Consider the following 19137-nt stretch of genomic DNA (forward strand, 5'->3'; position numbering starts at 1 on the left):
TGCCCCCCTCTTAGTAAACTGTTTCTTTGAAGATAAAGCCTGTGTCCAGTGGTCTGATGGCTGACTGAATCTCTTCAATTTTTGCTAATAAATCATCTTTTATATCTTCATATGCTTCTTCTGACTCATCAAAATAAGCGTCGATGGCTTTGCGATAGGCTTCTGTTACTGTCACCACATATTCTGGTGTTTGCAGTACACCCTCAATTTTCAGAGCATCAATGCCACCCTCAAATAATTCACTTAGTTCATCAATAATACACATATCATTTGGACTGAAAATATGTGTTCCATTAACATCCTCATAAATTGGGTATTTATTATTTCGCTCATCGTCATGTAGGAACATGTTACGATTTTCATTACGATTTTCAATTTCCATTACTTTATCTTGATATAAGAAGTAATGCCCCAATAATGGACGCTTTGATTGGAACATACATGTCATACCATGAACTTGTACTTCAATCTCTAGTTCAGCATTTTCTTTTATTTCCAACACTTCATCTAGTGAAAGTTCACGTGCAAGTACTGCGCGAGTTGCGCCGCGTTTCCCCCAATAGTTTGCCGTAAACCAGTTTGTAGCAGTCGTTTCTGGATTCCAATGTAATGGAATTGTTACTCCTTGCTCACGACGAATAATTAATATCGCTGGGTCGCCGAAAATTAAACGATCCACACCGATACGCTGCATTTCTTTTAAATAGTCAGCAAGGGCGTCTATCTTTTCATTATGGAAAAGTGCATTGACTGCAACATAAACCTTTTTACCTGCTGCGTGTATAAGCTTCGTTGCTTCTTCCACTTCAACAACAGAGAATTCTCCTGCTAGACGTAGACCAAATTGTTGTTCACCAATTACAAAAGCATCTGCTCCAGCTTCTAAAAGTGCTTTTATATGTTCTAATGATTGTGGTGTTACAAGCAATTCTGGTTTTTTCATAGTAGTCACCTCTTCAAACATAGTAATAAACCGTCACCGACTGGTAAAAAAGCACTTGTATAATCAGGGTGCTCCATTATCCATTCCGTGAAGTTTTTTAAATTGCGAATCATTGTACGCTTACGACGCGGGACATCCTTCAAATCTAAATCAGATAAGCCATGCATATACATATTATCGATATACAAGACTCCCCCTGATTTCACTAGTGGGGCGTACTTTTCAAAAAAGCGCTGATATTGTCCCTTAGCTGCATCGATAAAAACTGCATCAAATGCTGTTTGAATAGCCTCATCGTCTACCTCTAAAGCATCGCCTTCAATGACCGTAATTCGATCTGATACGGTTGAACGTTTAATATAAGCTTTGGCACTTGTCACACGCTCTGGATCACGCTCTATTGTAACGATATTCACATTTGGCAAAGCCTCTGCCATTCTTAGTGCAGAATAGCCGATAGCAGTACCAATTTCTAAAATTTTTGACGGATTTTGAATACGTAGCAGTTGATTCAGTGCATCGATAGCTGCAAGCTGCATAATCGGTACATGATTCTCCTCCGCGAATGCTTCCATTTCTAAAAGCAGTTCATTACGTGGTTGAATAAATGATTGTATATATGCATCTGATAATTCCATTGTTAAATCCACCCTCATTTAAAAGGCAACAAGCATTTCGCCGTTGTCTGTACTTCATCATTTACACCAAAAAGAAAAAGACCAAACGTGATGTCTTGGTACTTCGCCATACAAAAATGAGCAATTGTTTGTTTATGCTCAAAACAATTGCCACCACGTATACTATATCCAGCATGAAAGTTCTGACCGTATGCGGATTTATCAAAAATCACAATTTATAATAGCACGAAAATAGAAGGAAAGCTATTTTTCTTTCCTTCTATCCATATGCATACTATATACTTTTTCTATTTACTCTGCCTTACGTAAATATTTTTCCACTTTTTGCAAATGCTCATCATAGGTTTTAGAGAAGTGGTTTACGCCCTCTTTATCCGCTAAGAAGTATAGATAATCTGTACTGCTTGGATTCAATGCTGCTTCAATAGAAGACTTCCCTGCCCCCGCAATTGGACCAGGCGGTAGGCCTTTGTTTTTGTAAGTATTGTAAGCATTTTCTACCTCTAAATCTTCATATAGCACACGGTTTTTATGAGAGCCAAGTGCATATAAAACAGTTGGATCAGTTTGAAGCGGCATTCCCTGATCAAGACGATTATAGAATACACTCGCTATAGTTTCTCGATCAGTTTGGGCAGTAGCTTCTTCTTCTAGTAGCGAAGCAAATGTTACTAATTGATGAACAGACATCTGTTTTTCTGCAAGTAAATCACTATAATTCTTCACAACCTTATTCATCGCCCCCACCATTTCTTCTACGATGGCTTCTAATGATGGCTTCTCTTCAAAATAAGAATAAGTTGCGGGGAAAAGATATCCCTCTAAATCATAGCGAATATTGTCAGCTAAAACTGCATCTGTCACAAGCTCAGGATAGTTTGCCATCATCTGTTGAACAAATGCTTCACTTGTTACTAAGTCCATAAATTCCTTTTGCGTATATGGCGTTTTCTTCTCCACAATATTACCGATTTGTTCAAGCGTTAAGCCTTCAGGAATTGTCATCGTAAAGACTGGCTTACGATATACCTTTCCTGTTTTTAAACTTTTGATTAGCTCATCTAGCGTCATTGCCTTTGTTAAATCATAATTCCCTGCCTGGAACTGAGATTCATTTTTAAACTTTGCATAATATTTAAATACCCGGGCATCTTTAATAACGCCTTTTTTCTCTAATAAGGCAGAAATAGAGCTTAAACTTGAGCCAATTGGTACTTCAACGGCAATTATTTTTGTTGCATCTGGATCCACTGGTTTGAGGGCACTCTTGACATAATTGTAGCCAAGGAAACCAACAATCACTAATAGTAGAACAAAAACAATAGCTATAATAGCAACGATTTTTCTCACGATTTTTACCTCAGATTTTCTTTCTTGCATTTTTGAAAACATTTCTTGTTTTTTTGAACCGTTATTCACGGGTTTCCCCCCTATCACTATCCAATATCATACTAGAAATCAACTTTCACGACAAACAGAAATCGACAATTCAGTAGAAATGGCTCACGCAAAAAATCTGCCAACTATTTTTGCTGGCAGATAATCTCTATGGAAGTCTTTCAGGGTTCATACTATAATTGAAAAGTTTCTTGCTTCTTATCAATCAGTAATCCCATCGCAAGTTGAGTAATAACCACATCATCTGCTGGAGGATTAAAGCGGCTGCATTGAACATCTCTAAATAGGCGCTGTATTTTGTTTTCCTTCGATAAACTTCGTCCACCTACAACCTGCATAGCTTTTGTTACAATATCTATCGCGTGGTTGCAAATAATATACTTCGCAATACTAACAGACTCCGATAGCTGCTCCTTAAGGGCTGGATTTTGTTCTACCTGCGCTGCAATACTATATAGAGTTCTTCGTGCAGTTTGATAAAGTACTTCTATTTCACCGATTTTTTGTTGAACATGGCTGGCATGAGCGATTGTATTTTCTAAGCTATGTGAATACGTATTTTTAGCAAAATCAATGGCATAATCTCTTGCTGCACCTGCTACTCCTAAGTAAACGGCTGGAATTTCTAACGAATAGACACGACCATCCGCTAAGAAACGATTGACTTCATTTAGGCGATGTCTGTATAGCAATGCTTCTTCTGGTACAAACGTATCATGAAAAATAATATCATGGCTGCCTGTCGCCCTCATGCCCATCGCATCCCATGTCTCAACAATTTCCACCTGTTCATTTTTAGTAATTAGAAACTCTGCTGTTAGATTTTCTTCTTCAAGATAAGCAATAATGGTGAATTGTTTTAAAATTGGTGCTAAGGAAGCAAATGCCTTTTCACCTGTAATACGATATCCCCCTGGCACCTTTTTAGCAATCGTACCAGGTAAACTTCCTCGAGAAATATTCCCTTTTCCACGTTCACTATTAATAATATTCAGTAGAGAGCCTTCTTCAACGGCTTTTCGGCTTAATTCTGCAAATATAGGCTCTGGCCATGTTTTCGCCTCACGAACATTCAAAAACGTTAATAAATGCCAGCCAACAGACAATGCAGTAGAAGCATCACCTCTAGCTAATTGCTCCTGTACTAATAACATTTCGTAGAGAGAAATTTCTTCTCCACCATATTTTTTTGGCACTGTTAATCGAAAATAACCTGCATCCTCTAAAATCTGAAAGTGCTCAAAAGGAAATTCACCACTCTCATCATATTGATTAGCTGTCTTCTCAATTTGTTTTGCTAAATTCTGAGCATACTGAACGAGTTTTTGCTCCCGTTCATTACGAATAAAAACATCAATCATCACTGTGTCACCTTACTTTTAGCAAATCGATTCAGCGGCTTTTTCAATCCTAAATGCTCTCTTAACGTTGTGCCTGTATAATCTTTACGATAAATGCCTCGCTCTTGTAGAATTGGTATAACTTTGTCAACAAAATCCTCTAAATCGCGTGGTAATAATGGAAATTGCAGCATAAAGCCATCTGCTGCTCGCTCTGAAATCCAACGCTCCATCTCATCTGCAATTTGAGTTGGTGTTCCGACAAAAGCATCACGCTTTGCAGGTCCAAATAGGCGCGCATATAAATCGCCAACCTTTAAATTTTCCTTTTTAATAATCTCTAAGTGCTCATAAAAGTGACTTTGTATACTATTGACTTCTGGAAATTCCACTTCGATAGCCGGTGTATCGAGTGAGTACTTTGAAAAGTCAACATTCCCCATGTACCCAGAAACAAATTTTAAGCTTTCATATGGATCAATCAACGACTGTAATTCATTAAATTTACGGATCGCCTCCTCCTCTGTATCACCTACGATTGGAGAAATTCCCTGTAAAACGAGAAGCTCTTCCTCTGTACGTCCAAATGGAGCAAGCTGTGCCTTTAATTGACGATAGTGTTCTTTCGATTTTTCAATTTCATCCCAATGGACAAATACAACCTCTGCCGTACGTGCTGCTAATTGTTGTCCCGGTTTAGATGCACCAGCCTCTACAATAACAGGCTGCCCCTGTACAGAACGTGCAATATTTAATGGACCTTTGACAGTTAAATAGTTGCCCTTAAACGAGGTTTCGTGCACTTTATGACGATCATAAAAGATATTATTGTCTCGATCATAGAGAAAAGCATCGTCCTCCCATGAATCCCATAATGATTGAACAACATCGATAAATTCCTCTGCACGTTCATAGCGATGATCATGCTCCCAATGCTTGTCACGACTGAAATTTAAGGCCGTTTCACCTGTAGCATCTGCTGTTGTCACTAAATTCCAAGCAACTCTCCCATCACTTATATGATCGATGGACATCAACTGTCTTGCTAGCACATATGGCTCACTGTATGTAGTTGAAGCTGTTGCACCAAGTCCAATTTTAGTGGTCGCTGTTGCTAAAGCCGTAATTTGAATTAATGGATCGAAGCGATTTAAAATATGCGGATGGGATTCATGATTAATAGCTAAACTGTCTGCCACAAATGCTATATCAAACTTTCCTTTTTCCGCAATCTGGGCTGCTTTTTGTAATGCTTTAATATCGATGCTTGCATTTGCTTGTGCAGACGGGTGCTTCCATGCAGCAACGTGCATACCTGCTCCAATTAAATATAGTGCTAGCTTTAATTCTCTTTTCTTAGTCATTATTAACATCCTTTCTAATATGAATAGAAATCCTTCCATGTTGCTAATTCATCCAGTGACATTTTCACCGGAATATAGTTTCCATTTGATATTTCTTTAATAAACTTAGCCGTTTCATCACGCTGATAAATTTCCACTATTTTTTTCAATGTTTCATTATTTTTGTCTTCTGCCTTTGCCACAATAACATTAATAAATGGCTTAGCTGTTTCACTCTCATGAATGATCGCATCTTTCAATAAAAGACCAGCTTCTACAGCCACACCATTATTTATAATGGCAAAATCAGCATCCTCCATTACCCTTGGCGTTGTAGCACCGTCAACAGGCAAAATTGTTAAATTTTTTGGATTATCTTTAATTCGATCTTCTCCGCCATTACCATCAAAATTGTCCGTTACTGTTAGTAATCCATTCTCCTGAAGTAGCAGTAAAGCTCTGCCCCAGTTGGAAGGATCATTCGGTACAGCGATCTTTGCACCTTCTTTTAATTCATCTAACGATTTATATTTGTTTGAATATAAGCCAATAGGTGCCATTATTGTTGTGCCAATTGCCTGTAAATCTGAGTTGTTGTTCGTATTAAATAAATTTAAATAGGCAACATGTTGAAAAGCATTAATATCTACTTCTCCCTCTGCCAGTGCTTGATTTGGATCATATTGCGCAGAGAATGTTACTAAATCGAGGTTAATATCTTCCTTGCTAGCCTGTTCCTTAATATACTCCCAGGTTTTCAATTCTGAGCTACGAATACCGACCTTCACAGTATCGTTTTCATCTGCTTCTGCACATGCCACTAGTAAAAATAGTAATGTAAAAAGTCCTAATAAATAGTTAAGTTTTTTCATGTTGACATTCTCCCTTAAGAAACTCTGCGTATTTTTCGTTCAAGACTGTTGCCGATGCTTTGAATAATCTGTACAAGTACTACTAAAATAACCACTGTTACCAAAATCGTCGCATTATCAAAGCGTTGATAGCCGTAAGTAATGGCAACATCACCTAGGCCTCCGCCTCCAACAGCTCCTGCCATGGCCGTCGCACCAATAAGCCCTATTGTTGCAGTCGTGACACTTAGAATTAAAGATGGAAAAGCTTCAGGCAATAGAAACTTTCGTATAATTTGAAATGGGGAGGCTCCCATTGCTTTTGCTGCTTCAATAATGCCCTCATCCACCTCTAATAATGAATTTTCTATTAATCTTGATATATATGGTCCAATATGCAAGACTAGCGGCACAATGGCAGCTGTCGTTCCAATTGCAGTTCCAACGAGTAATCGTGTAAATGGAATAATTGCAACAAGTAAAATAATGAACGGAATTGAGCGCAGTGTATTGACAATCGGATTGACAATCGAGAAGATTAATTTATTTTCAAGAATATGTCCCTTTCTCGTTACAACTAAGACCACTCCTAAAACGAAGCCTAAAATGGCACCAAAAAATAACGAAATGCTAACCATGTACAGCGTATCTAGAACCGCATCGATAATGATTTGAGTGCTCACTTTCACGTGCAACAACCTCCTCTATTTGAATATTTTTAGCCTGAATAAATAGAAATGCTTTTTGTATTTCCTTATCAGAACCAACGAGCTCTACGATTAAATGGCCGAATGGAATCCCTTGTAGCTCTGTGATATTGCCAAATAAAACATTGACATCAACAGCAAATTTCTTCGCTACCTGTGAGACAATTGGCTGACCAACATCTACTCCGATAAATTTTAAATTGTAAATTTTCTTAGAAGCATCTATACCTTTTAATTGCTCATAAACAGAAGACGGGATTTCATCACGAACAACCGATTGGACAAAGTTTTTGGTTGTCTCCTCTTTTGGTGTAGAAAAAATTTCAAGTACATTACCTGTCTCAATAATTCTTCCATTTTCCATGACAGCCACACGATTACAAATATCCCGAATAACCTCCATTTCATGAGTAATCATCAAAATCGTAATACCATATTCTATATTGACCTTCTTTAGTAACGCTAAAATCGATTTGGTCGTTTGTGGGTCGAGAGCAGAAGTTGCCTCATCACATAATAGGATAGTCGGTTTGGTAACGAGTGCCCTAGCGATGCCGACTCTTTGTTTTTGCCCGCCTGATAGCTCGTCAATATAGCGATCAGTTTTGTCCGTTAAGCCAACAAATGCTAATACCTCTTTCACTTGACCTTCCAAGTTCGATTTTTTTACACCACTTATGATTAAAGGCATTGCCACATTTTCAAATACAGTTTTAGAATGGAGGAGATTAAAATGTTGAAAAATCATGCCGATATTTTTCTTCTCATCTCGAAGCTGCCTTTTAGTAAGCGTAGTTAACTCTTTTCCATTTACAAGCACCCGCCCAGACGTTGGCTCCTCCAGTAAATTTACTGTTCGAATTAAAGTACTTTTACCAGCACCGCTAAAGCCGATAACACCAAAAATATCCCCCTTCTGAATCGTTAAATTGATATGATTTAGGGCCGTCACTGTTGATGTTCCTATCTGAAATTCTTTTGTTGTTTCAATAAATTCAATCATGCACGTTTACCTCCTTAGCATGTATGTTGTTTACAAAGCTTTAAAATGCGGGAACAACAGCACCTTTATACTGATCTTCAAAGAAAGAACGTGCCTTTTCACTTGTTAGCCACTTAACGACTGTCTGTATAGCTGGATCATCCTTTTTCTCCTTTGTCGAAGCTATAATATTGACATAAGGTGATTCAGAACCCTCTATAATCAGTGCATCCTTCATAGGGTTATAGCCCCCCTCTAAGGCATAATTCGTATTAATAGCAGATGCGTCTACATCATCTAATGAACGAACAAGTAATGGAGAATCCACACCGATAAATTGAATTTTTTTCTCATTTTTCGTAATATCTTCGACTGTATAATCACCTTTCTTCGCTTTATCTAATTCAATCAATCCATTATTTTGAAATAGTAGTAACGCACGAGAGAAATTAACAACATCATTTGGTACAGCTACCTTTGCATTTTGTGGCAAATCATTAATATCTTTTAGTTTTTTGGAATACACACCAAATGGCTCAATATGAATTCCTTTTACACTGACTAAATCCAAATGACTTTCTTTATTCGTCTGTTCTAAAAACGGAACATGTTGAAAATAATTAAAATCCAACTCACCATCTGCCGTTTGTTGGTTTGTTTGAACAGCATCTTTTATAATGGAAATATCTAGTTTCACTCCATCCTTTTCAATATCTTTTGCTAAATACTCCAATACTTCCGCATGAGGTACATTGGCAGCTCCTACCTTTAACGTTACAACCTCCTCTTTATCTTCCTCTCCTTTGCTTGTGCAGCCAGCCAACAAGCCTATTACCATTGCTCCTATTAACAATTTCCAACCTTTTCTCATACTATTACCTCCTTAATTAATCAACTTACTTGGTTTAATGTAAGACAAATCTTATCTATTTACTTCGAATTGGTCAATGCCTTATTTATTCTGTTTATTCAAAAATTCAGAAATTTAAATCTTAAAAAGCATAATTTCTCTCTTAAAATCACTTTATTCAATCGAAAGTGCAAAAATTTTATTTGCAGATAGAATACTTTTAGAGCATTGATAGAAAATTTCTATTAAATCAATTTTGCCTCGGCATAATTGATTCCAGAATCGGCTTTGTTCTGCTGAAAGTAGTTAAAAAATAAAAAAACTCTGAGTGGCTCACAACCACCCAGAGATTTTACAATTCGTTCAATACATCTTCAACAAATGCCCATTCTTCATCACTTTCAATTGGTAATAATTCTTCTATAGAACCGTCTTTGTCCGATAGGTATTGAGCCGCAAAAATATCTCGTTCCTCAATAGGTTCGTCTGTTGCAGGTACATATAAAACATAGGATTTTCCAAATTGTTCGGATGAAAATTTATGAATGACCTCACAGACTTGATCCGTTCCATCCTCATCTGTAACTGTGATTAACTGTGGCTCCTCTTCAAATTCATCAAGAAGCGTTAGCACAACCTCATTAATCATTTCCCATTCTTCTTCAGTTACAACAGGCATTAAATTGGTCATTTCTCCGTTATTATCATCGTACTCAAATGTCATAGCAGAAATATCTCCTGGAATTTCATTACCTGCTTCGTCAATTAATGAAAAGAGTACATATGATTTTTCCTCTGCATCAAAGGTAAAGACAACCCTGCATTTTTGTTCCTTGCCATTCTCACCTATAATCATAAATTCTTGCATTTCTTCATTCATTCAAATTCCTCCTTCATGGTCATTATGTTTAAAGTTAAAGGTACATTTGAGGATTAGGGTCATTGTTTTGTGTGGTGCAGTTAGTCTTAAATTGAGCGGGATTGGCGTCTTTTGATCACTTTCAGATCACTATTGAGCGGCTTCTCACTTTATTTGCTGACTTTCAAATTCGAATTGAGCGGCTCCCTACAATTTTCGATGACTGTCACTCCATAATTAAGCAAACTTCTATATGTCCCGCCAATAAAAAAGGAACAAGGGCTGCAAGTTGCGATCCTTGTTCCAAGCTTTAAGAAAGAAGATTAGTCTTCGTATTCATCCTCTAAAGCGTTTAATACATTCTCTACCATATCCCACTCTGCTTCTGTTTCGATTGGTGTTAACTCGCCATCTTCACCATTTTCAGAAGGAACGAATGAAGAAACGAATATTTCTACAGAACCGTCCTCATCTTCTTCTGCTCCTACCATTGAGTAAAATACGTAGGATTTGCCAAATTCAGGCGATTCATGAATGTGAATCACTTCACAAAGCTGTTCATTTCCGTTCTCATCAATCACTGTAATGTGTTGTACGTGTAATTCTTCTTCATGGTTGTGCTCGTGTGCCATGTGCTTGTCACCTCATCAATTAATTTTTGCTATCCAAATAGCCTTGTAAGATCATCACAGCAGCCATTTTATCAATGACCTGCTTCCGTTTTTTGCGACTTACATCTGCATCAATTAGCATACGCTCAGCAGCCATTGTCGTTAAACGTTCATCCCAAAGCTTTGCTGGCAGTGAAAAGGTCTCCTCTAAAAGCTTTTTATAGTTTTCAGATGCCTCTCCACGTGGTCCCACCGTATTATTCATGTTTTTCGGAAAACCTACAACAAATTCCGTTATAGCATATTCCTTTACTAGCTCGGCTATTCGTTCAATACCAAATTCACCGTTTGCTTCATCAATTTTTACGGTTTCAATACCTTGAGCCGTCCACCCTAACGCATCGCTTATTGCAACGCCCACGGTTTTTGACCCAACGTCTAATCCCATAATTCTCATTTCTAGTCCTCGTTATTCTTTTTAATATAAAATTTAACAAGCTCTTCTAGAATTTCATCACGCTCAAGCTTGCGAATTAAATTACGAGCATCCTGATGGCGAGGAATATACGCCGGATCACCAGAAAGTAAATAACCGACAATCTGATTGATAGGATTATATCCCTTTTCCTCTAATGAAGAATGAACTTTCAACATTACCTGCTTGACTTCCTGTTCCATTGATTCTTCTGGAAAATTAAATTTCATTGTTTGATCAAATGAACTCATGACCAGCACCTCGCTTTCAGAAATAAGGAGATGTGCAAAAAAGCTCATCTCCAATTTCTCTTTATTATAACCGATTTGGCGTATTAATTAAATGGATTTAACATAATCATACACAGAAAGTAGTGCTTCTTCAAGTTTTGTTGTATCTTTTGCACCTGCCATCGCCATATCTGGACGACCGCCGCCTTTACCACCACATGCCTCGGCTACCATTTTTACGATATTTCCTGCATGATAACTGCCGCCCACTAAATCTTTTGTGACACCAGCACAAAGCATTACTTTCTCGCCATCAACAGCTCCTAAAACAACAACTGCTTTATTCATTTTCACTTTTAAATCATCCATCATTTGACGCAATTGATTATTGTCTTTCGCTTCTACTCTAGTAGATAAGACTGTTACATCTCCAATTGTTTGAGCTGCGTCTACAATTGCCCCTGCCTGTGCATTCGCAATTTTTTGTGATAATGCTTCATTATCACGTTGTAATTCTTTATAGTCTGCTTGAAGCGCTTGTACTTTTGTCACAATATCTTTCGGATTTGCTTTTAATAAGGCTGCAGCATCGTTTAATAAAGCTTCCTCTTCTTTAACTGCTTCATAAGCCACTTTTCCTGTGACAGCCTCAATACGGCGAGTACCTGCACCGATTCCACCCTCTGAAACAATTTTGAAGAAACCTATTTCAGAAGAACGTTTCACATGAATACCACCACAAAGCTCAATAGAATAATCACCAATTGAAACTACACGGACAATATCGCCATATTTCTCACCGAATAATGCCATAGCCCCCATTGCCTTCGCTTCATCGATGCCTTTTTCTTCAATCACGACCTCTATATCATCCCACACTTTTTCATTTACAATACGTTCAATTTGCTGTAATTCCTCTTTTGTCACTTGACCAAAGTGAGAGAAGTCAAAGCGTAAGCGATCAGGACCTACATATGAACCAGCTTGGTTAACATGATCGCCCAACACGTCTTTTAATGCACGTTGCATAATATGTGTAGCTGTATGATTTTTAATTATTAAATTACGATCATCACGATTAACAACTGCTTCCACAGTATCTTCTACATGCATTTCACCAGATTCAACTACCACTGTATGGAGTGGCTGACCATTTGGTGCTTTTTGAACATCTTTAACAACAGCAGTAAAGCTATCATTTGAAATAATACCGTTATCCGCAATTTGTCCACCCATTTCAGCATAAAATGGTGTTTTTGCTAAAATAACTAACGCTTCTTGACCTTCAGAGGCAAACTTTGCTTCTTGTCCATTAACAATCATTGCTGCAATTTTTGTGTCTGCTGTTAATGTATCATGACCTACAAATTCGCTGGCAACTGTTAAATTTGCAAGAACCTCATTTTGTACTTGCATGGAATCTACATCTTGACGAGCTGCACGAGCACGCTCACGCTGCTCTTCCATTGACGCCTCGAAGCCTTCATGGTCTACCTTCATACCCACTTCTTCTGCATACTCTTCTGTTAATTCGATTGGGAAACCGTAAGTATCATATAAACGGAAAGCATCTGCACCTGGAATATAATCATGTCCTGCTACTTTTTGTGATTCAACGACTTCATTAAAGATAGCTAAACCACCGTCTAATGTTTCATGGAAGCGAATTTCTTCATTTTTAATTACACGTTGGATAAATTCACTTTTTTCCGTTACCTCTGGATAGAAATCCTCCATAATTTTGCCTACAGTTGGTACTAATTCAAACATAAATGGTTTTTCAATACCAATTTGTTTTGCATAACGAACAGCACGACGTAATAAACGACGTAATACATAACCACGCCCTTCATTTGAAGGAAGTGCGCCATCACCAATTGCAAACGCTACTGTACGAATATGGTCAGCAATTACTTTAAATGGTGTATTAATATCCTCTTCAGAACCGAAGATTTCATTTAAATCTACTTCACCAGGGCGCTTATACTTACGGTTAGCAAATTCCTCGATTTTTTCAATAATAGGCATGAATAAATCAGTATCAAAGTTAGTTGGAACATTTTGCACAACCGATACAATACGCTCAAGTCCCATACCTGTATCAATATTTTGCTTTGGCAGTGGCGTATACGTACCATCTGGATTATGGTTGAATTGTGAGAACACTAAGTTCCAAATTTCAAGGTATCGTTCGTTTTCTCCACCTGGATACATTTCTGGATCACTATCATTATAGCCATATTCTTCTCCACGGTCATAAAAAATTTCTGAGTTTGGACCAGAAGGACCTTCTCCAATATCCCAGAAGTTTCCCTCTAATCGGATTAAACGATCTTCAGGTATACCAATTTCGTTATGCCAAACATCATAGGCTTCTTGATCTTCTGGGTGTAATGTAATAGATAATAGTGCTGGATCAAAGCCCATCCATTTTTTATCCGTTAAGAACTCCCAAGCATAATGAATCGCTTCTTTTTTGAAGTAATCTCCAATAGAGAAGTTTCCAAGCATTTCAAAAAACGTATGGTGACGAGCTGTTTTACCAACGTTTTCAATATCATTAGTACGAATCGATTTTTGGGCATTTGTGATACGTGGATTATCTGGTATGACACGACCATCAAAATATGGTTTAAGAGTGGCAACACCGGAGTTAATCCAAAGTAATGATGGGTCATTAATTGGTACTAGCGGTGCTGATGGCTCATGATGATGACCTTTCTCTTTAAAGAATTCCAAATACATACGGCGAATATCTGCTGCTTTCATAGGATAAATTCCTCCTTATTAATTTTGTAAAGTTCACGATATGAATCCGCAAATAAGCATAAAAAAGCCCTCATCCCAATAAGGGACGAGGACTTGTTATAGTTGTCTCGCGGTACCACCCTAGTTGTAAGTAGAAAATACTTACCTCTTTAGCACTTGTAACGTAAGTGAACGGCAGAGATTAACTGCACTCTGGAGTAGCTTTCGGTATCTGCAATGTGAGGATTTTTTCAGCCAAGAAATCCCTTTCTTAACACCCACAAATACGTACTTGTTCCATCATCGTTTTTACTATTTTCTATCGAGCATTATAAAAAAAATATTTTGTTCTGTCAATTGGCACTAGTATGGCTAATCATCATTAAGCAATCATTTTTTTGAAGTATGCCCACATTCCCCAAGTAAATACGACTAAAAACACACTAATTGTAATCGTTGTAATTGGTGAATCCGGATATGGTAGTGGAACATTCATGCCAAAAAAGCTTGTAATGACAGATAGTGGCAACATAATTGTTGATATTACTGTAAGTAGATTAAGCTTCTCAATTGATTTTCCACTGATAATCGAAAAATAGGTATCTAAGGTACTGTTTACTAAATCTCTGTAAGTTTCCGTCGATTCAACAATTCGTTCAAGGTGGTCATTTAAATCTTTATAGAATGGAATATTTTCCTCACGAATTTCAAATTTCCACTGACCATTACTATTTGAAAAAATTCTTTTTTGTGGCATTATTGCCTGTCGAATGAATATAATAGTTCTCTTGAGAGCAAGAAATTCCTCTGTAACTATTTTCGGCTGATAATCATATATTTCCTCTTCAAGCTCATCTATGCGTGCTCTTATTCGTTCTAAAACTGGGAAATATTCATCAGTAATGCCATCGATAATTGTATGCAAAAGAAAATCGGTGCCTCTATCTAAATACTTCGTACTGTTTAAGCAAATATTTTCGATGTGACCTAGCCATTTAAGCTTTTGTTTATGAACCGTTACAACATAATTAGGACCCATAAAAATATTTAATTCAACTGTAGTTATTTCATTGCTGCTTTTTTCATTATAAATAGGAGCATGGAAAACAAAGAATTTATAATCACCGTAATTATTCATTTTAGGGCGAGAACCTTCGTTTAAGCAATCCTCTACAGCTAATGGATGGAAGCCAAAAATTTCTGCGATATCATTTAATTCATTGTAGCTATATGCATATAAATCAACCCATAATAAATCCTCAGCATGGAGACCAAGTTTAAATTCTTTCAAATTAAAATCATGATGTACTATGTTGTTTTCTTTTTTAAAATAATGGATTTTAATCATTGTTTTTCACCTCATGTTTTATTATTTAAGGAGAACAAACAGGCGTCACCTATTGTTGTTTCGGCGATAAGAAATCGACGATCCTTAATTGTTTATTTTTACTTTGTATTTGCTTACTCGGCTCAGGACTACTATCCATTTCTCATCACCTTCCTTAAATAACAAAAACACGCCTTCGATGAATGAAGGCGTGTTGAATACACATATCAAAAAAACAGCACAGTAAAGTACAGTACTTTGCTTTCTTACCTTCAAACGTTGAGTTTTAGCACTATGCGGCATAGGAAATTCACTCCAGCTACGTTAAAAAACACCTTATTTCGATGATTTCTGTTGACCCATTGGCGTCTCTCGACATTTTTGGGTAGTAGCGTATCTCCAGCATAGGAGCCTCACCTAACGAAGGGATCGTTATTTTTTTATTCCTGTAAATCATAATGCATTATGAAACAACTGTCAAACTGAAAAGTTTTAGGAACAACCATCTTTTAAAAAGTTTTCCACTCTTTCAATGTATTGTTCTCGATTATAGCTTTGATAAAGGACAGATGCTAAGCGTACAGGGTCACCAAAGAAGTAGCGCTCATAAAGTGTTTGCCTTGTGCCAAAGCTGCTCATTGTTAAATCCCAAGCCAAACGGAATTTTTTAACCCGCTCTTTACCGCCATCTTTAAATGACTGTAAATAATGTTCTAAGTCTCCATTATCCGTCAGAAATGCTTTTTCACTTGGAATGGACATTAATCCACTCGCACCAAGTATTTGGATGATTTCTGTAAAAGTCGGGTACACTTTTGGAAAAACATGAATTGCAACTTGTAATGTTGGATGATCTGGTCTGATAAAGCCAAAAGCATCCCTTGCTGCCTCAATTTCTGACTTCAACAATAAAGCCTTCATTGTCTCTAACGCCACAATAATATCTACAACCTTTTGCTGCACATGCTGGTAGGTTCCGATATTTATGGTATCTACAATCGATTGTACAACGCCCAAAATAAATTCTGTTTTAGCTATTTGGCGTGACAGCACTTGATGTAAGCTATAAGACTGAAAGCCACTGATGTTCATAAAGGTATTGGCAACTTCTAAATTTTCATAATAAAAGACGCGCTCCCATGGCACAATCACATCATCAAATACAACAATTGCATCCATTTCCTCAAATCGGCTGCTTAATGGATAATCAAATGTTGATTCACCACCTACAAAGGACTGCCTACATAAAAACTTTAAGCCTTTAGTATTACTAGGAATCGAAAATGCAAAGCCTTTTCCTTCGTCATAACCGTTTGTTGAAATCACAAGAAGTTCATCGGTAATTCCTCCCTGTGTGGCAAGTAATCTTGCCCCTTTAATGACTAACCCTTCACTTGTTTTGGCAACAATTTTAGCAGCAATAGTGACTTCCTCATTCTCAAAATAAAACTTCTTACGATTAACTTGTGGCTCTATAAAGGTATGGGTCATCGTTAAATCATTTTCGCGAGCATGCTCATAAAATCTCAGTAAATGCTCAGGAAAACAATTTGGTTTATCTTTTAAATAATCAGCAGCTGACGCAAGTGCCATTAATGTCGTATTCATGTAATCTGGACTTCTTCCCATAAGGCCATGAGTCGATAATGCCCATTCTCTTGCGGCAAGACGTCTTTTTACAAGATCCTCGACCGTCAATACCTGTAGAAAAGACATCCCGACACGATGGTCACTAGTCGGTGATAGATAGGTCATCGTGTCAAGTAATGCCTGCTCATTTTGCAGATCAAAGAGTCTTGCCTGACTCTGCATAACCCCCTTAAATGCTGGATGCTCCGACACCTTCCCTGTTACAACTTCACCATCAATAGAAATATACGTTTGCAAAGCATCAATACGATCAATATATTGCTGTCCTGTAATTACTGGCATGCAATCACCCCTAAATATTCCAAATATTTTATACTCATTTAGTATATGAATTTTCCCAATTTTAGGTTCCAGAGTTGCCAACTGTATTATAGCAATTCATTAATTAAAAATAACTGTATCACTTGATTGATACAGAAAAGAATTTGCTTATATTGCTGATTTTTCAGTTACTTTAGATAAAAGCGATTACAATAAGCGGTTTTTTAGCAAGTTCAATTTTACGTCACATTCATAAAAAAGTCTGTTTTAACTAGTACAGAGTTGCTAGATTTTTACTTCATGGAGGTGTAAGATAACCTCGTAAACAAAACAAAAAACATCTTTCTTCAAAGGAGAATTATAGATGAATCATAAAATCATTGCATATGTCGAAGAATTAGAAGCTGCCTTAATGAATCGAATGGAGGATCATAATGAAGAAAATCTTTTATTTTCTATTGCTTCCAATTTAATTGCTCAAGACAAAGCTCAATATAATAATGTTTGCCAGGCATATGAAGTTGTCAAACATCACATTGTAGGCATTCACTAATCACCTTTAAAGCATAGTGAAAAACTAAATGGTCAAGGGACTCTTTTTGAATATTTAGTCAAAATGAAGGTGATTTCCGTTCCAGGTTACTCGCTTTGCCGCTGACGCTTCGCTTTCGCGCAGAGCAAGGCTTCCTGTGAGCGAGCGACGAGCCGCTTCCTGCGCTGGAGGAACGAAGACTAAGTGCGTCACGTCCTGTGACAATTTATCTGTGCGAAAGCGTAGCGACAGCAACAACGCCTTCGTGACCAACATCGTGTTGGCCTCAGTTTCTAGTCTGTCTCGCTATCCCACGGGAGTCGGGTAGCCTTGCACTCCAATCTGCAATATGTAGAACTTTAAATATTTTCTTCCTTCAAAAGTAAAGTAAAAGCATATTACTCACCATCATTAAATGGATAGAATAGTAGTACAATTCTACAGCTTTTAACCTACATTTTATGCATAAAACTACTTTGTAACTTTACACAAAGTACTGCTCTGCTTTCGCATAGAAAAATGTTATCAAAGCCCCATTTTTGCACAATATAATGATGGCTAAGACTTCAAACTTATCACTATACATTTGTGTGAAATGCCAATAGAAAATACGATGAGCAATGGTTGATTGGAGTGTAGACTGAGTGACTCCTCGGGGATTCAGCGTCACAGATGAGACTCTGGAGCGAGCAGATTAGGGGAACGAAGGCTAAAATCGTCACGTCCTGTGACAACGCCTTCGTGACCAACCTCCTACTGCTGCCGCTTCGCTTTCGCGCAAAAAACATCTGTTGCCCCAAGCGGCTCATCGGACGCCCCCAGGAAGCTTTGCTCTGTGCGAAAGCGAAGCGACAGCAACAAAGCACTCAGTCGGAACGGAGATCAACCCTCGTTTTGAAAAAGGGCTATACTTTTTAATTTGTCACCTTGATTTTATTGACATAATAGTATTTCAACAACCTGAAAAGCGCGAGCAGTATTTGCTTGCGCTTTTCATAGTGTTGAAATAAGATTATGTCAATGAAAATGCCACAAATTTTTTGTGGCATTTTTATGATTCTATTTGTTTTTTTAAACAGATTCTTCTATAATTTCATGTGTTAGGTGTAGACCAATTTGCTTGAGTGAGCGGAGTTTGGTCCACTTTTTCAAGTTTTGTATGATGGCTGTCATCAAAACTTGTCTTTTTACTTTTTGGACTCCACGGTAACGCGCATAGCGTAAACCGTGGAGTTCTTTACTATGTGCGAAACTAAGTTCGACAGTGGATGGACGTACAGAACGAAGGATTTTCCCCCGATACGACAAGCGTTGCCCTCGTAATTGATTATAAATTTCTTGGTGAATCGAAATTCGTAACACACGGTCTTCGTTTTCCCTTTTTACAAAAGG

The 19137-nt window shown here is 37.5% G+C and carries 18 protein-coding genes, 1 riboswitch and 1 other annotated feature; of the genes, 1 reads left to right on the forward strand and 17 read right to left on the reverse strand.

The genetic code is table 11. The features are described from left to right. Positions 1 to 10: 10 nt before the first annotated feature. The 16 genes from ACQKIM_RS12625 to hpaB all read right to left on the reverse strand — a co-directional run bounded on the left by ACQKIM_RS12625 (position 11) and on the right by hpaB (position 17234). Positions 11 to 943 carry a peptidase U32 family protein gene (locus ACQKIM_RS12625; RefSeq protein ID WP_427544278.1) on the reverse strand — a complete coding sequence of 311 codons (933 nt, stop codon included), beginning with the start codon at positions 941 to 943 and terminating at the stop codon, positions 11 to 13. A 5-nt stretch (positions 944 to 948) separates the two neighbouring features. Continuing rightward, positions 949 to 1581, reverse strand: a complete 633-nt coding sequence (locus ACQKIM_RS12630; RefSeq protein WP_427544281.1) for an O-methyltransferase — start codon at positions 1579 to 1581, stop codon at positions 949 to 951. A gap of 291 nt (positions 1582 to 1872) precedes the next feature. Then, positions 1873 to 3000 (reverse strand): endolytic transglycosylase MltG, encoded by a 1128-nt coding sequence (gene mltG, locus ACQKIM_RS12635; protein WP_427544284.1) that lies wholly within the window; start codon positions 2998 to 3000, stop codon positions 1873 to 1875. 152 nt (positions 3001 to 3152) lie between these two features. Next, on the reverse strand, positions 3153 to 4340 hold the full coding sequence (locus ACQKIM_RS12640; RefSeq protein WP_427544287.1) for an acyl-CoA dehydrogenase family protein: 1188 nt from the start codon (positions 4338 to 4340) through the stop codon (positions 3153 to 3155). Next, positions 4340 to 5683 carry an LLM class flavin-dependent oxidoreductase gene (locus ACQKIM_RS12645; protein ID WP_427544290.1) on the reverse strand — a complete coding sequence of 448 codons (1344 nt, stop codon included), beginning with the start codon at positions 5681 to 5683 and terminating at the stop codon, positions 4340 to 4342. Before ACQKIM_RS12645 ends, ACQKIM_RS12640 begins: the two co-directional genes overlap by 1 nt. Positions 5684 to 5697: 14 nt before the next feature. After that, a complete protein-coding gene (locus tag ACQKIM_RS12650) occupies positions 5698 to 6534 on the reverse strand; it encodes a MetQ/NlpA family ABC transporter substrate-binding protein (protein WP_427544293.1) in 837 nt (278 codons plus the stop codon). 14 nt (positions 6535 to 6548) lie between these two features. Continuing rightward, on the reverse strand, positions 6549 to 7151 hold the full coding sequence (locus ACQKIM_RS12655) for a methionine ABC transporter permease (protein WP_427544338.1): 603 nt from the start codon (positions 7149 to 7151) through the stop codon (positions 6549 to 6551). Beyond that, a complete protein-coding gene (locus ACQKIM_RS12660) occupies positions 7144 to 8223 on the reverse strand; it encodes a methionine ABC transporter ATP-binding protein (RefSeq protein WP_427544296.1) in 1080 nt (359 codons plus the stop codon). The genes ACQKIM_RS12655 and ACQKIM_RS12660 overlap by 8 nt, the downstream gene beginning before the upstream one ends. 40 nt (positions 8224 to 8263) lie before the next feature. Beyond that, positions 8264 to 9073 carry a MetQ/NlpA family ABC transporter substrate-binding protein gene (locus tag ACQKIM_RS12665; RefSeq protein WP_427544299.1) on the reverse strand — a complete coding sequence of 270 codons (810 nt, stop codon included), beginning with the start codon at positions 9071 to 9073 and terminating at the stop codon, positions 8264 to 8266. A 331-nt stretch (positions 9074 to 9404) separates the two neighbouring features. Beyond that, positions 9405 to 9932, reverse strand: coding sequence for a DUF1292 domain-containing protein (locus tag ACQKIM_RS12670; RefSeq protein WP_427544306.1), 528 nt, complete (start codon positions 9930 to 9932; stop codon positions 9405 to 9407). Between the two features lie 302 nt (positions 9933 to 10234). Further along, positions 10235 to 10543: a DUF1292 domain-containing protein gene (locus ACQKIM_RS12675; protein WP_427544308.1), complete on the reverse strand. Its 309-nt coding sequence runs from the start codon at positions 10541 to 10543 to the stop codon at positions 10235 to 10237. Between the two features lie 19 nt (positions 10544 to 10562). Further along, the gene (gene ruvX, locus ACQKIM_RS12680; RefSeq protein ID WP_427544311.1) at positions 10563 to 10979 is read right to left on the reverse strand and encodes a Holliday junction resolvase RuvX; all 417 of its coding nucleotides are present in this window, start codon (positions 10977 to 10979) and stop codon (positions 10563 to 10565) included. 2 nt (positions 10980 to 10981) lie between these two features. Then, positions 10982 to 11248 (reverse strand): IreB family regulatory phosphoprotein, encoded by a 267-nt coding sequence (locus ACQKIM_RS12685; RefSeq protein ID WP_004226839.1) that lies wholly within the window; start codon positions 11246 to 11248, stop codon positions 10982 to 10984. 87 nt (positions 11249 to 11335) lie between these two features. Next, the gene (gene alaS / locus ACQKIM_RS12690; protein ID WP_427544314.1) at positions 11336 to 13996 is read right to left on the reverse strand and encodes an alanine--tRNA ligase; all 2661 of its coding nucleotides are present in this window, start codon (positions 13994 to 13996) and stop codon (positions 11336 to 11338) included. A 78-nt stretch (positions 13997 to 14074) separates the two neighbouring features. Beyond that, positions 14075 to 14288 (reverse strand) — a binding site (T-box leader). A gap of 69 nt (positions 14289 to 14357) precedes the next feature. After that, positions 14358 to 15323 (reverse strand): magnesium transporter CorA family protein, encoded by a 966-nt coding sequence (locus ACQKIM_RS12695; protein ID WP_427544317.1) that lies wholly within the window; start codon positions 15321 to 15323, stop codon positions 14358 to 14360. A 243-nt stretch (positions 15324 to 15566) separates the two neighbouring features. Further along, a riboswitch (M-box (ykoK) riboswitch) is annotated at positions 15567 to 15734 on the reverse strand. Positions 15735 to 15794: 60 nt separating this feature from the next. Continuing rightward, positions 15795 to 17234: a 4-hydroxyphenylacetate 3-monooxygenase, oxygenase component gene (gene hpaB / locus ACQKIM_RS12700; protein ID WP_427544320.1), complete on the reverse strand. Its 1440-nt coding sequence runs from the start codon at positions 17232 to 17234 to the stop codon at positions 15795 to 15797. A 343-nt stretch (positions 17235 to 17577) separates the two neighbouring features. On the opposite strand from hpaB, the gene ACQKIM_RS12705 reads away from it, so the two are divergent. Further along, on the forward strand, positions 17578 to 17766 hold the full coding sequence (locus ACQKIM_RS12705; protein ID WP_427544323.1) for a hypothetical protein: 189 nt from the start codon (positions 17578 to 17580) through the stop codon (positions 17764 to 17766). Positions 17767 to 18816: 1050 nt separating this feature from the next. Here ACQKIM_RS12705 and ACQKIM_RS12710 read toward each other — a convergent pair. Next, on the reverse strand, positions 18817 to 19137 hold a 321-nt coding region (locus ACQKIM_RS12710; protein WP_427544326.1), incomplete at its 5' end, for a transposase.

The sequence above is a fragment of the Lysinibacillus sp. NPDC047702 genome, assembly GCF_050272555.1.
In the GTDB taxonomy this organism is placed as follows: Bacteria; Bacillota; Bacilli; order Bacillales_A; family Planococcaceae; genus Lysinibacillus.

Bases quoted from the DNA above. Each gene is read 5' to 3' on its own strand.
- ACQKIM_RS12625 (WP_427544278.1), bottom strand. From the start codon at position 943: ATGAAAAAACCAGAATTGCTTGTAACACCACAATCATTAGAACATATA.
- ACQKIM_RS12630 (WP_427544281.1), bottom strand. From the start codon at position 1,581: ATGGAATTATCAGATGCATATATACAATCATTTATTCAACCACGTAAT.
- ACQKIM_RS12640 (WP_427544287.1), bottom strand. From the start codon at position 4,340: ATGATTGATGTTTTTATTCGTAATGAACGGGAGCAAAAACTCGTTCAG.
- ACQKIM_RS12645 (WP_427544290.1), bottom strand. From the start codon at position 5,683: ATGACTAAGAAAAGAGAATTAAAGCTAGCACTATATTTAATTGGAGCA.
- ACQKIM_RS12650 (WP_427544293.1), bottom strand. From the start codon at position 6,534: ATGAAAAAACTTAACTATTTATTAGGACTTTTTACATTACTATTTTTA.
- ACQKIM_RS12655 (WP_427544338.1), bottom strand. From the start codon at position 7,151: ATGGTTAGCATTTCGTTATTTTTTGGTGCCATTTTAGGCTTCGTTTTA.
- ACQKIM_RS12660 (WP_427544296.1), bottom strand. From the start codon at position 8,223: ATGATTGAATTTATTGAAACAACAAAAGAATTTCAGATAGGAACATCA.
- ACQKIM_RS12665 (WP_427544299.1), bottom strand. From the start codon at position 9,073: ATGAGAAAAGGTTGGAAATTGTTAATAGGAGCAATGGTAATAGGCTTG.
- ACQKIM_RS12670 (WP_427544306.1), bottom strand. From the start codon at position 9,932: ATGAATGAAGAAATGCAAGAATTTATGATTATAGGTGAGAATGGCAAG.
- ACQKIM_RS12675 (WP_427544308.1), bottom strand. From the start codon at position 10,543: ATGGCACACGAGCACAACCATGAAGAAGAATTACACGTACAACACATT.
- ruvX (WP_427544311.1), bottom strand. From the start codon at position 10,979: ATGAGAATTATGGGATTAGACGTTGGGTCAAAAACCGTGGGCGTTGCA.
- ACQKIM_RS12685 (WP_004226839.1), bottom strand. From the start codon at position 11,248: ATGAGTTCATTTGATCAAACAATGAAATTTAATTTTCCAGAAGAATCA.
- alaS (WP_427544314.1), bottom strand. From the start codon at position 13,996: ATGAAAGCAGCAGATATTCGCCGTATGTATTTGGAATTCTTTAAAGAG.
- ACQKIM_RS12695 (WP_427544317.1), bottom strand. From the start codon at position 15,323: ATGATTAAAATCCATTATTTTAAAAAAGAAAACAACATAGTACATCAT.
- hpaB (WP_427544320.1), bottom strand. From the start codon at position 17,234: ATGCCAGTAATTACAGGACAGCAATATATTGATCGTATTGATGCTTTG.
- ACQKIM_RS12705 (WP_427544323.1), top strand. From the start codon at position 17,578: ATGAATCATAAAATCATTGCATATGTCGAAGAATTAGAAGCTGCCTTA.